Raw genomic sequence first — 12,680 nt, forward strand, 5'->3', positions numbered from 1 at the left:
CCGGTGGACCTGACCCGCCGGCCCTCGATCGAGGAACTGCGCGCGGTGATCCACCCGGAGGGCATGCTCCAGCGCCGCAGCGCCGAGCACTGGGCCGGGCGCCTGTACATGCGGCGGATCTCGCTGCGGATCACCCGCGTGCTCTCCACCGTGACGGCGATCACGCCGAACGGCCTGACGTACCTGATGATGTTCACCGGCGTCCTGGCCGGCGTCGCGCTGGTCGTGCCGGGCATCGCGGGCGCGGTCCTGGGGGCCCTGCTGATCCAGGTCTACCTGCTGCTGGACTGCGTGGACGGCGAGGTGGCCCGCTGGCGCCGGCAGACCTCGCTCACCGGCGTCTACCTGGACCGGGTCGGCCACTACATGTCCGAGGCGGCCCTGCTCACCGGGCTGGGCCTGCGCGCCACCGACCTGCTGCACCGCGAGGGCGGCGGCTCGCACTGGGAGTGGGCGTTCCTGGGCACGCTGGCCGCGCTCGGCGCGATCCTGATCAAGTCCGAGACGGACCTGGTGGACGTGGCCCGGGCCCGCAGCGGCCTGACGGCGGTCGAGGACAGCGCCGCGGTGCCGCGCTCGTCCTCGGTGGCCAAGGCCCGCCGGGCGGCCTCCTTCCTGAAGTTCCACCGCCTGGTCGGCGCGGTCGAGGCCTCGCTGCTGATCCTCGCGGCCGGGATCGCCGACGCCGTCCACGGCGGGCTGTTCTTCACCCGGATCGCGGTGGTGGCGCTGGCGGCGATCGCCATGCTGCAGACCGTGCTGCACCTGCTGAGCATCGTCCTCTCCAGCAGGCTGCGATGAGCGCCCCGACCAGCGCGGAGAACTTCCGCCTCGGAGCCGTCATCATCACCATGGGCAACCGCCCCGAGGAACTGGCCGCCCTGATCGACTCGGTGCGCGCCCAGGAGGGCGCGGCGGTCGAGCTGGCCGTGGTGGGCCAGGGCGCCGAGCTGCCGCCGCTGCCGGAGGGCGTGCGCAGCGTCGAGCTGCCGGAGAACCTCGGCATCCCGGGCGGGCGCAACGTCGGCATCGAGCTGTTCGGCCGCGACGGCCGGGACGTGGACGCCGTCCTCTTCCTGGACGACGACGGGCACCTGCCGCGCACCGACTCGGCCCGCCTGCTGCGCGAGGCCTTCACCGCCGACCCGGAGCTGGGCATCGTGGCCTTCCGGATCGCCGACCCCGACACCGGCGTGACCCAGCGTCGGCACGTCCCCCGGCTGCGTGCCAGCGACCCGCTGCGCTCGTCCCGGGTGACCACCTTCCTGGGCGGCGCGACCGCCGTGCGCTGCGCGGTGTTCGAGCAGGCCGGGCAGCTGCCCGCGGAGTTCTTCTACGCCCACGAGGAGACCGACCTCGCGTGGCGCGCGGCGGACGCCGGCTGGGCCATCGACTACCGCGCGGACGTGGTGCTGCACCACCCGACGACCTCGCCCGCCCGGCACGCCACCTACTTCCACAACATTGCCCGTAACAGGGTTTGGCTCGCCAGACGGAACCTTCCGGCCCTGTTGGTGCCTCTCTATCTGGGAACCTGGTTCCTGCTGACCCTGGCCCGCCGCCCCTCCTCGGAGGCGCTGAAGGCCTGGTGGGGCGGGTTCCGGGCGGGCTGGCGCGAACCCTGCGGTCCGCGGCGGCCCATGCGATGGCGTACCGTTTGGCGATTGACCAGGCTGGGCCGGCCACCGGTCATCTGATCGAATGATCGATCGCTGCGGCCGGTGACCACACACCGGCCGGACTCTCCCCGTGATCCAGTGGATCCCCATCGGCGCAAGGCCGGCGGACCCCCGTCGACCGGCCGCCCCGACCGATCCCGCGTGAAGGACGAATGTGTCGACAGTGAGTGAACCCGTCAGCCTCTCATCCCCCAGGGGGGTGGACGCGGGCCTGACCCCCAAGCAGCTTGCGGACAAGTACGGCCTGGCCGTGAGCGGCAGGCGGCCCGGCCTGGTCTCCTACACCAAGCAGCTCTGGGCCCGGCGCCACTTCATCTGGGCCTTCGCCACCGCCCGCCTGGTGGCCCAGTACACCGACGCCAAGCTCGGCCAGCTGTGGCAGGTCGTGACGCCGCTGCTGAACTGCGCGGTGTTCTACCTGGTCTTCGGTGTGATCCTGAAGAGCAAGGACAACTTCCCGCCGGACACCTACATCGCCTGGCTCTGCATCGGTGTCTTCGTCTTCCAGTTCACCCAGAACGCGGTGCAGTCCGGTACCCGGGCGATCGCCGACAACCTCGGGCTGATCCGCGCGCTGCACTTCCCCCGGGCCTCGCTGCCGATCGCGTTCACCGTGATCCAGCTCCAGCAGCTGCTGATCTCGATGGTGGTGCTGGTCGGCACCGTGCTGGTCAGCGGCATCAAGCCGGGCCGGACCTGGCTGCTGATCATCCCGGCCCTGGTGCTGCAGATGATGTTCAACACGGGCATCGCCCTGGTCATGGCGCGGCTCGGCTCCAAGACCAGCGACATCTCCCAGCTGATCCCCTTCGTGATGCGGGCCTGGATGTTCCTGTCCGGCGTGATGTTCAGCATCCAGGACAAGATCCAGGAGTGGCCCAAGTACATCCAGACGCTGATGGCCCTCAACCCGGCCTCGGTCTACATGGACCTGCTGCGGCACGCCTTCGCGCCGATCATCTACAACAAGCACCAGCCCTCGTACCAGGAACTCCCGCTCCACCAGTGGACCTACGCCATCGGGTGGGCGGTCGTGATGTTCGTGATCGGATACGTCTTCTTCTGGAAGGCCGAGGAGGAGTACGGCCGTGGCTGACGTCGAACTGAGCAAGCTGGACACCGTCCGGGACGCGGATGTCGCCCGCGAGCCCACCGTCGTCGTCGACGACGTGCACATCGTCTACCGGGTGCACGGCGCCGGCTCCGGCAAGGGCAGCGCCACCTCGGCGATGAGCCGCATCATCAGCCGCAAGCGCTCCGCGGGCGTGCGCGAGGTGCACGCCGTGCGCGGCGTCAGCTTCACCGCCTACAAGGGCGAGGCGATCGGCCTGATCGGCTCCAACGGCTCCGGCAAGTCGACCATGCTGGCCGCCATCGCGGGCCTGCTGCCGACCGAGAAGGGCGGCATCTACACCAACGGCCAGCCCTCGCTGCTGGGCGTGAACGCGGCGCTGATGAACGAGCTCACCGGTGAGCGCAACGTCATCCTCGGCTGCCTGGCGATGGGCATGGCGCCGGCCGACGTGCGCAGCCGCTACGAGGACATCGTCGAGTTCTCCGGCATCAACGAGAAGGGCGACTTCATCTCGCTGCCGATGCGCACGTACTCCTCCGGCATGGGTGCCCGCCTGCGCTTCGCCATCGCTGCCGCGAAGACCCACGACGTGCTGCTGATCGACGAGGCGCTGGCCACCGGCGACCAGGCGTTCCAGCAGCGCAGCAAGAAGCGGATCGACGAACTGCGCAAGTCCGCCGGTACGGTCTTCCTGGTCAGCCACGACAACAGCTCGATCCGCGAGGTCTGCGAGCGGACGATCTGGATCGAGGCCGGCGAGCTGATCATGGACGGCCCGACCGAAGAGGTCGTCGGCCGCTACGAGCGCGGCGAACGCCCGTAGGGCGTGTCTGACAATTCCCGCCGGGCGCGCGACGCCGGGCATCCCGCCTGGACGCACCGGCGAAACGCCCAAGTACGGCCCAGTACGAGGACGCTTCGCCGGCACGCCCAGCCGGGCGCCCAACGCCGCGCGCTGATCCGCCGCGAATTGTCAGACACGCCCTAACACCAGGCCGTCCAGGGGGCCGGTTCCGGGGATTTCCGGGGCCGGCCCCCTGTTCGTGCGCCCCCGTCGGTGCCCCGGGTGGCCCGCCGCCGCGGGGGTGAGCGCCCCCGTGCGCCGGGCGGGGCGCTCTTCTCCGGCGCGCCCCGTGGTGTCAGGCTGTATGCGCGGGGGCGGTGTGCCGGAGGTGGCGCCCCTGCTCGGACGCGTGTCCGAGTCGGGCCGGTGATGCCCAGCGGTGTAGAACGGGGGAGTGACAGCAGTGTCGGCTTCGGCCCAGCCCAGAGATACGTCGGTGAACCGCTCCGCGGGGGAGACCCTGGACAAGGCGGGCGCGGAGAACTTCCCGGTCGCCCCGTTCTTCCTGCCCGCGGCCTGGCGCGACGACCTGATGGCCGTCTACGGCTACGCCCGGCTGGTCGACGACGCCGGCGACGGCGACCTGGCCGATCCGGCCGCCACCGCCGCCCTGCTCGGGGTCGAGGCCACGCCTCCCGCCACCCCTTCGGCCCAGTCCGGCCCGCCGACTCCGCAGGAGGTCGCCTTCCGCCTCGCACTGCTGGACGGTCTGGAGCGCGATCTCGACCGGGTCTTCGAGGCGGCGCTCCACCCGGGGGCCTCCGAGGGCCCCCGCCACCCACTGCTGCGCAGCCTCGTCCCGCTGGTCGACCGGCACGGGCTCACCCCGGAGCCGTTCCGCCGCCTGATCGAGGCCAACCGGGTGGACCAGACCACCACCCGCTACGCCGGCTACGACGACCTGATCGGCTACTGCACCCTCTCCGCCGACCCGGTCGGCCGCCTGGTGCTGGCCATCGCCGGCGTCGCCACCCCCGAGCGGATCGAGCTGTCCGACGCGATCTGCAGCGCCCTCCAGGTGGTCGAACACCTTCAGGACGTCGCCGAGGACCTCGCCCACGGGCGGATCTACCTCCCCGCCGAGGACCTCGCCCGGTTCGGCGTCACCGAGGCGGACCTCGCCGCCCCCACCGCCAGCGGCCCGGTGCGCGAGCTGATCGCCTTCGAGGTGCAGCGGGCCCGCACCCTGCTCGACCGCGGCGCGCCATTGGTAGGTACGGTTCGGGGGAGGCTTCGACTGCTCCTGGCGGGATTCACCGCCGGCGGGTACGCGGCCCTGGCGGCCATCGAGGACGCCGGGTACGACGTGCTCGCGCAGCAGGCGAAGCCGAACAAGCGCCGCCTCGCAGCGAAGGCGGCGGCAATCTTCGCGAAGGGAAGGTGAACGCCCGAGTGGCGGCATCACCACTGGCGTCGGCCCAGGTCATGGCGGCGTACCGGTACTGCGAGGCAGTCACCGGACTTCAGGCACGCAACTTCAGCTACGGCATCCGGTTGCTGCCCGAACCCAAGCGGCTGGCCATGTCGGCCCTGTACGCCCTGGCCCGCCGGGTCGACGACATCGGCGACGGGGACCTTCCGTCCGACCGCAAGGCCGAGGCGCTGGTGCGCACCCGGGAACTGGTGGACGAGGTCCGCGCCGGGGTGGTCGCCGAGGACGACACCGACCCGATCAAGGTCGCCCTGGCCGACGCGGCCCGGCGCTTCCCGATCCCGCTCGGCGGCTTCGACGAACTGATCGACGGCGTCGAGATGGACCTCAAGGGCGCCGAGTACCAGACCTACGAGGAACTGAAGGTCTACTGCCGCTGCGTGGCCGGCTCGGTCGGCCGGCTCTCGCTCGGCGTGTACGGCTGCGACGACCCCGAGCGCGGCGCGGGCTACGCGGACACCCTGGGCCTGGCCCTGCAGCTCACCAACATCCTGCGCGATCTGCGCGAGGACGCCCTGAACGGCCGTACCTACCTGCCAGCCGAGGACCTGGCCCGGTTCGGCTGCGAGCAGGGCTTCGCGCTGCCCAGGCCGCCGGTCGGCGCCGACTTCACCGGCCTGGTGGCCTTCGAGGCCGCCCGCGCCCAGGCCGCCTTCGAGGAGGGCCTGCGGCTGCTGCCGATGCTCGACCGCCGCAGCCGGGCCTGCACCGCCGCGATGGCGGGGATCTACCACCGGCTGCTCGGCCGGATCGCCGCCGACCCCGAGTCCGTCCTGCGCGGCCGGGTCTCGCTGCCGGGCTGGGAGAAGGCGTACGTCGCGCTTTCCGGGCTCGCCGGGGGGCGTTCTTGATTCTCACCGCAGTTCTGTCACGCTGTGTCAGCGGGGAATCACAAGCGGGCAGAGCAGTGTTGACCAGGACCGGGCCGGTCACGAGCGTGCCGGCCGGAGCGACCGCCGCAGGGCGGTCCAGCAATCGCGAGGGGGAGGGTCGATGACCGGGCGAGCCGATGCCGCGCGCCCGGCCGCCGTGGTGGTCGGCGGCGGCCTGGCCGGGATCACCGCCGCGCTGCGGCTGGCCGAGGCCGACCACCGGGTCACGCTGGTCGAGGGGCGGCCCAGGCTCGGCGGGCTGGCGTTCTCCTTCCAGCGCGGCGAGCTGACCGTCGACAACGGCCAGCACGTCTACCTGCGCTGCTGCACCGCCTACCGCGGCCTGCTGGAGCGGCTCGGCGCCGCCCGGTTGGTCCACGTACAGGACCGGCTGGACGTCCCGGTGCTCTCCGTCGCCGGGCCGGACACGGCCCCGGTGCGCACCCTCGGGCGGCTGCGCCGGGCCGGCCTGCCCGTTCCGCTGCACCTGGCCGGCAGCCTCGCCCGCTACCCGCACCTCGGGCCGGCCGACCGCGCCCGGGTGGTCCGCGGCGCGCTGGCGCTCCAGGGCCTGGACCTCGCCGACCCGGCACTGGACGAGATCTCCTTCGGCGAGTGGCTGCGCCGCAACGGGCAGAACGCGAACACCCTCGCCGCCCTCTGGGACCTGGTCGGCGTCGCCACCCTGAACGCCCGGGCCGACCAGGTGTCGCTGGCGCTGGCGGCGATGGTCTTCAAGACCGGCCTGCTCTCCGATCCGGGCGCCTCCGACATCGGCATGGCCGCCGTCCCGCTCGGCGTGATCCACCACGACCGGGCGCTCGCCGAGCTGGAACGCGCGGGCGTGAAGGTACTGCTGCGCGCCCGCGTGACGGAGCTCAAGCCGGCGGTGCCCCAGCACGCCGTCCATCTGGAAGGCGGCGCGGAGCCGCTCGCCGCCGAGACCGTCGTGCTGGCCGGCGCCCAGGACAGCGCGGCCGCCCTGCTGCCCCCGAACGCCCTCCCCGGCCAGGACCGGCTGGCCGACTTCGGCACCGCGCCGATCCTCAACGTGCACGTGGTCTACGACCGCAAGGTGCTGCGCCGGCCGTTCTTCGCCGCCCTCGGCTCCCCGGTGCAGTGGGTCTTCGACCGCACCGCGCACTCCGGCCTGGCCGGCACCGGGCTCGGCCGGGCCCACCCCGGCGCCCAGTACCTGGCGCTCTCGCAGTCCGCCGTCCAGGACGAGATCGACCTGCCGGTCGCCGAGCTGCGCCGCCGGTACCTGCCGGAGCTGGCCCGGCTGCTCCCGGCCGCCGCCGGGGCCGAGGTGCTGGACTTCTTCGTCACCCGCGAGCGCACCGCCACCTTCGACCCGGCGCCCGGCAGCGCGCTGCTGCGCCCGTCGGCCCGTACCGACGTCCCAGGCCTGCTGCTGGCTGGCGCGTGGACGGCCACCGGCTGGCCCGCGACCATGGAGGGGGCCGTGCGCAGCGGCCACGCCGCGGCCGACGCGGCGCTCGCCGCGGCCGGCAGTCGGCTCCCGGCGGACCGGGGCGACGGGAGGTGGCCCCGGTGACGGCGGGCGCCGCCGGGGACCCCGCCAGAGCCGGCGGGCCTCCCGTCGACCGCACCGGCGGGAACGACACCGGCCGCACCGGCGGCACTGACAGCGGTGACACCGGCACCAGCCGCACCGACCCGAGCCGCATCGACACCGGCCGCACCGACACCGGCCACATCGACACCAGCCGCACCGACAGCGCAAGCACCCGGCCGCCCCGGGCGGTCCGGCACCACGAGGGAGAGGGAACGCACGTGGAGTCACGCACCGGCATCGCCGTCGGAGGCACGGCGCACGCCGAACCGGTCTCGGTGCCGGAGCTGCTGGCCCGCAGCCGCACGCTCTGCACCCCGCCGCTACGGTCCGCCGTCGCCCGTTTGGCCGCACCGATGGACACTGTCGCCGCGTACCACTTCGGCTGGATCGACCGGGACGGCACCCCGGCCAAGGGCGACGGCGGCAAGGCTGTGCGCCCCGCCCTGGCCCTGCTCTCCGCCCGGGCCACCGGCGCCGCCGCCGAGGTCGGCGTGCCGGGCGGGGTCGCGGTTGAACTGGTGCACAACTTCTCCCTGCTCCATGATGATCTGATGGACGGTGACGAGACCCGACGGCACCGGGCCACCGCCTGGACGGTCTTCGGTCCGGCCCAGGCGATCCTGGCTGGCGACGCCCTGGCGACGCTCGGCACGGAGGTGCTGCTCGACGCCGCGGTGACCGGCGGTACGAGCCCCACCGACGCCGCACGCGCCGTCCGGCTGCTCACCACGGCGACCCGCCGACTGATCGACGGCCAGGCCATGGACGTCGCCTTCGAACAGCGCGACAGCGTCACCGTCGCCGAGTGCCTGGAGATGGAGGGCGGCAAGACCGCGGCGCTGCTGGCGGCCGCCTCGGCGATCGGCGCCGTCCTGGCCGGGGCCGACGACAAGGTCTCCGAACCGCTCCAGCGTTACGGCCACCACCTGGGCCTGGCCTTCCAGGCGGTGGACGACCTGCTCGGCATCTGGGGCGCCACCGAGGTCACCGGCAAGCCGCACTGGGGCGATCTGCGCCAGCGCAAGAAGTCCCTGCCGGTCGCCGCCGCGCTGGCCGAGGGCGGCGCGGCCTCGCGCCGGCTCGCCGAGCAGCTGGCCGACCCGAAGGGCCGCGGCGAGGAGGGCGAGCCCGAGCTCGCCGCCCGGGCCGCGCTGATCGAGGAGGCCGGCGGCCGCGCCTGGACCCAGGAGGAAGCCCGCCGCCAGCACACGACTGCCCTCGCCGCCCTGGACGAGGTGCCCATGTCCGACGAGGTGCGCGAGCACTTCGTCGCACTCGCCGAATTCGTGGTGGTACGAGAGAGGTGACGTTACGTTGACAGCAACCGCGGACGGCCGGCTCGACCCTGAGTACGATTCCGAGCCGGTCGCGGTGGGCGACCGCCCCCCGACCCTCCTGGGCGCCGGGCGGTGGCAGCCCGAAGACACCGACCAGCTCCGGCCGGCCGGTGAGGCGGACCTCGGAGCGGCCGACGCGCGGGAGGCACTGGCCCGCGCCACCACCCACCTGCTCTCGCTGCAGAGCTCCGAGGGCTGGTGGAAGGGCGACCTGGAGACCAACGTCACCATGGACGCCGAGGACTTACTGCTGCGGCAGTTCCTCGGGATCCGGACCGAGGACCAGACCAAGGCCACCGCCGAATGGATCCGGTCCCAGCAGCGGGAGGACGGCACCTGGGCCACCTTCCACGGCGGGCCGGCCGAACTGTCCACCACCGTCGAGGCGTACGTCGCCCTCAAACTCGCCGGCGACGACCCCGAGGCCCCGCACATGGTGGCCGCCGCACGGTACGTCCGCTCCGCCGGGGGCATCGCGGCCGCCCGGGTCTTCACCCGGATCTGGCTCGCGCTCTTCGGCTGGTGGCCCTGGGAACGGCTCCCCGAGATGCCGCCCGAGATCATCTTCCTGCCCAAGTGGCTGCCGCTGAACATCTACGCCTTCGGCTGCTGGGCCCGCCAGACCATCGTCCCGCTGACCGTCGTCTCGGCCCACCGCCCCGTCCGTCCGGCGCCCTTCCCGCTCACCGAGCTGCACACCGACCCGGACCACCCCTACCCCGACCGGCCGCTCGCCCCCGCCACCAGCTGGGACGGCCTCTTCGAGCGCCTCGACAAGGTCCTGCACGCCTACCACCACCGCGCCTTGCGCCCGCTGCGCCGTCTCGCCGTCTCGCAGGCCTGCCGCTGGATCGTCGAACGGCAGGAGGCCGACGGCTGCTGGGGTGGCATCCAGCCGCCCGCCGTGTACTCGCTGATCGCCCTGCACCTGGAGGGCTACGAGCTGGAGCACCCGGTGATGCAGGCCGGACTCTCCTCCTTCGACCGCTTCACCGTGCACACCGAGGACGGCCGACGCTGGCTGGAGGCCTGCCAGTCCCCGGTCTGGGACACCTGCCTGGCCACCATCGCGCTGGTCGACGCCGGGCTGCCGGCCGACCACCCGGCGCTGGTCTCGGCCGTCGACTGGATGCTCGGCGAGGAGATCCGCAAGGACGGCGACTGGTCCGTCCAGCGGCCCACGCTGGCCCCCGGCGGCTGGGCCTTCGAGTTCGAGAACGACACCTACCCCGACATCGACGACACCGCCGAGGTGGTGCTCGCGCTGGGCCGGGTCGACCACCCCGACCCGGCCAAGGTCGATGCGGCGATGGACCGCGGCGTGCTCTGGAACCTCGGCATGCAGTCCAAGAACGGCGCCTGGGGCGCCTTCGACGTCGACAACACCAGCACGCTGCCCAACAAGCTGCCGTTCTGCGACTTCGGCGAAGTGGTCGACCCGCCGTCCGCCGACGTCACCGCCCACGTGGTGGAGATGCTCGCCGAGACCGGCCGGGCCCGCGACCGGCGCACCCGGCGCGGCGTCGAGTGGCTGCTGCACAACCAGGAGGCGGACGGCTCCTGGTTCGGCCGCTGGGGCACCAACTACATCTACGGCACCGGCTCGGTGCTGCCCGCCCTGGTCGCGGCCGGCGTCCCGGACGAGCACCCGGCGATCCGGCGCGCCGTCCGCTGGCTGGAGGACCGGCAGAACACCGACGGCGGCTGGGGCGAGGACATGCGCTCCTACGAGGACCCGGCCCGCTGGGCCGGGCGCGGCGACTCCACCGCCTCGCAGACCGCATGGGCGCTGATGGCGCTGCTCGCGGCCGGCGAGGGCCCGGACGGCCGGGCCAACCCGGCGGTGGAACACGGCGTGGACTGGCTGGTGCGCACCCAGCTGCCCGAGGGCACCTGGGACGAGCCGCAGTTCACCGGCACCGGCTTCCCGTGGGACTTCTCCATCAACTACCACCTGTACCGGCTGGTCTTCCCGGTCACCGCGCTCGGCCGCTACCTGCACGGCAGCCCCGCCCTCGGCCGCCGCAACGGCGACACCCCGGCGATCGGGGCGGCGCGGTGACCACCGCCCCGCTGCTGGTGCTCTGCGCACTGGGCCCCGAGGTCTGGGCGCTGCGCGGTGGCGACTGGCGCGGCGCGGCCGGCGGGCCGCCGGTGCTGGTGCGCACCGGCATGGGCCGGCGGCGGGCCGCGCTGACCGTCCGCCGGCTGCTCGGCTCCGCCCCCGGCGGCTACGGCGCGGTCGTGGTGGCCGGCTTCGGCGCCGCGGTCGGCCCGGGCGTGCTGCCGGGCGACATCGTGGTCGCCGACGGCGTGCGCGACGCGGAGGGGCACCTGTACCCCGTCGACTCCGGGCCGGAGCTCGCCAGGGCCCTCAAGGAACTCGGCCTGACCGCGCACGCCGGGGTGCACCACACCGCCGACCACGTCGTCCGCGGCCTCGAACGGCGCGCCCTGCACCTCCAGGGCGCGCTCGCCGTCGACATGGAGGCCGCCGCCGTGCTGGCCGCGCTGCGGGAACGGCGGCCGACGCTGCCCGCCGCCGTCCTGCGGGTGGTCGTGGACACCCCCGAGCGCGAACTGCTGCGGCCCGGCACCCTCCCGGCCGGGGTGCGTGCCTGGCGGACCCTGCGGGCGGCGGTGCCCGCCCTGGTCGACTGGTACCGGCAGGAGTCCCGGCCCGGCCCCGCGGACCTGAACCACCCCACATCCTCGACGCTCCCCCAGGAGGCGAGCTAGCCATGGCCATGCCGTTGCGCCAGACCGTGCGGGTCGGCACCTACCTCATGCAGCAGAAGCTGCTCAAGCGCCGGGACAAGTTCCCACTGATCGTCGAACTGGAGCCGCTGTTCGCCTGCAACCTCGCCTGTGAGGGCTGTGGCAAGATCCAGCACCCGGCGGGTGTGCTGAAGCAGCGCATGCCGGTGGCCCAGGCGGTCGGCGCGGTCCTGGAGTCGGGTGCCCCGATGGTCTCGATCGCCGGCGGCGAGCCGCTGATGCACCCGCAGATCGACGAGATCGTCCGCCAGCTCGTCGAGCGCCGCAAGTACGTCTTCCTCTGCACCAACGCGCTGCTGATGCGCAAGAAGATGGACAAGTTCAAGCCCTCGCCGTACTTCACCTTCGCCGTGCACATCGACGGCATGCGCGAGCGGCACGACGAGTCGGTGGCCAAGGAGGGCACCTTCGACGAGGCGGTGGCGGCGATCAAGGAGGCCAAGCGGCGCGGCTTCCGGGTCACCACCAACAGCACCTTCTTCAACACCGACACCCCGCAGACCATCATCGAGGTGCTGGACTTCCTCAACGACGAGCTCAAGGTCGACGAGATGATGATCTCCCCGGCCTACGCCTACGAGAAGGCCCCCGACCAGGAGCACTTCCTCGGCGTCGACCAGACCCGGGAGCTCTTCCGCAAGGCCTTCGCCGGCGGCAACCGGAGCCGCTGGCGGCTCAACCACAGCCCGCTCTTCCTGGACTTCCTGGAGGGCAAGGCCGACTTCGAGTGCACCCCCTGGGGCATCCCCAACTACTCGCTGTTCGGCTGGCAGCGGCCCTGCTACCTGATGGCCGACGGCTACGTGCCCACCTACCGCGAACTCGTCGAGAAGACCGACTGGAGCAAGTACGGCCGCGGCAAGGACCCGCGCTGCGCCAACTGCATGGCGCACTGCGGCTACGAGCCGACCGCCGTACTCGCCACCATGGGCTCGCTCAAGGAGTCGCTGCGTGCCATCACCGAGACCATCGGCGCCAACCGCGGCCACTGAGCCAGTCGTTCGACCGCGCCACCGCTCCCGAGGACACCCCGTCCGGCCCGGGCCCCCCCCCACCGCCCGCCCCCCCCCCCCCCGGGGGCGGC

At 73.0% G+C, this 12,680-nt stretch carries 11 protein-coding genes; all 11 read left to right on the plus strand.

Features of this window, described 5'->3' with window-relative positions; genetic code table 11:
• The first annotated feature begins 63 nt into the window (after positions 1 to 63).
• The 11 genes from ACFV61_RS07430 to hpnH all read left to right on the plus strand — a co-directional run bounded on the left by ACFV61_RS07430 (position 64) and on the right by hpnH (position 12,588).
• Positions 64 to 801, plus strand: coding sequence for a CDP-alcohol phosphatidyltransferase family protein (locus ACFV61_RS07430; protein ID WP_063351558.1), 738 nt, complete (start codon positions 64 to 66; stop codon positions 799 to 801).
• The gene (locus ACFV61_RS07435; protein ID WP_380490556.1) at positions 798 to 1,697 is read left to right on the plus strand and encodes a glycosyltransferase family 2 protein; all 900 of its coding nucleotides are present in this window, start codon (positions 798 to 800) and stop codon (positions 1,695 to 1,697) included. The genes ACFV61_RS07430 and ACFV61_RS07435 overlap by 4 nt, the downstream gene beginning before the upstream one ends.
• 136 nt (positions 1,698 to 1,833) lie before the next feature.
• Positions 1,834 to 2,775 carry an ABC transporter permease gene (locus ACFV61_RS07440; protein ID WP_380490558.1) on the plus strand — a complete coding sequence of 314 codons (942 nt, stop codon included), beginning with the start codon at positions 1,834 to 1,836 and terminating at the stop codon, positions 2,773 to 2,775.
• Positions 2,768 to 3,577: an ABC transporter ATP-binding protein gene (locus ACFV61_RS07445; protein ID WP_063350095.1), complete on the plus strand. Its 810-nt coding sequence runs from the start codon at positions 2,768 to 2,770 to the stop codon at positions 3,575 to 3,577. The genes ACFV61_RS07440 and ACFV61_RS07445 overlap by 8 nt, the downstream gene beginning before the upstream one ends.
• A gap of 424 nt (positions 3,578 to 4,001) precedes the next feature.
• On the plus strand, positions 4,002 to 4,982 hold the full coding sequence (gene hpnC / locus ACFV61_RS07450; RefSeq protein WP_380490579.1) for a squalene synthase HpnC: 981 nt from the start codon (positions 4,002 to 4,004) through the stop codon (positions 4,980 to 4,982).
• A gap of 41 nt (positions 4,983 to 5,023) precedes the next feature.
• Positions 5,024 to 5,881: a presqualene diphosphate synthase HpnD gene (gene hpnD / locus ACFV61_RS07455; RefSeq protein WP_063350097.1), complete on the plus strand. Its 858-nt coding sequence runs from the start codon at positions 5,024 to 5,026 to the stop codon at positions 5,879 to 5,881.
• 142 nt (positions 5,882 to 6,023) lie between these two features.
• The gene (gene hpnE / locus ACFV61_RS07460) at positions 6,024 to 7,460 is read left to right on the plus strand and encodes a hydroxysqualene dehydroxylase HpnE (protein ID WP_380490560.1); all 1,437 of its coding nucleotides are present in this window, start codon (positions 6,024 to 6,026) and stop codon (positions 7,458 to 7,460) included.
• Positions 7,461 to 7,699: 239 nt separating this feature from the next.
• On the plus strand, positions 7,700 to 8,788 hold the full coding sequence (locus ACFV61_RS07465) for a polyprenyl synthetase family protein (RefSeq protein ID WP_079136360.1): 1,089 nt from the start codon (positions 7,700 to 7,702) through the stop codon (positions 8,786 to 8,788).
• 7 nt (positions 8,789 to 8,795) lie between these two features.
• Positions 8,796 to 10,880: a squalene--hopene cyclase gene (gene shc / locus ACFV61_RS07470; protein WP_244293508.1), complete on the plus strand. Its 2,085-nt coding sequence runs from the start codon at positions 8,796 to 8,798 to the stop codon at positions 10,878 to 10,880.
• Positions 10,877 to 11,557 carry a hypothetical protein gene (locus tag ACFV61_RS07475; protein WP_063350099.1) on the plus strand — a complete coding sequence of 227 codons (681 nt, stop codon included), beginning with the start codon at positions 10,877 to 10,879 and terminating at the stop codon, positions 11,555 to 11,557. Before shc ends, ACFV61_RS07475 begins: the two co-directional genes overlap by 4 nt.
• Positions 11,558 to 11,559: 2 nt before the next feature.
• Positions 11,560 to 12,588 carry an adenosyl-hopene transferase HpnH gene (gene hpnH / locus ACFV61_RS07480; protein WP_063350100.1) on the plus strand — a complete coding sequence of 343 codons (1,029 nt, stop codon included), beginning with the start codon at positions 11,560 to 11,562 and terminating at the stop codon, positions 12,586 to 12,588.
• Positions 12,589 to 12,680: the final 92 nt, after the last annotated feature.

The organism is Kitasatospora sp. NPDC059817, assembly GCF_042731835.1.
GTDB lineage: Bacteria > Actinomycetota > Actinomycetes > Streptomycetales > Streptomycetaceae > Kitasatospora.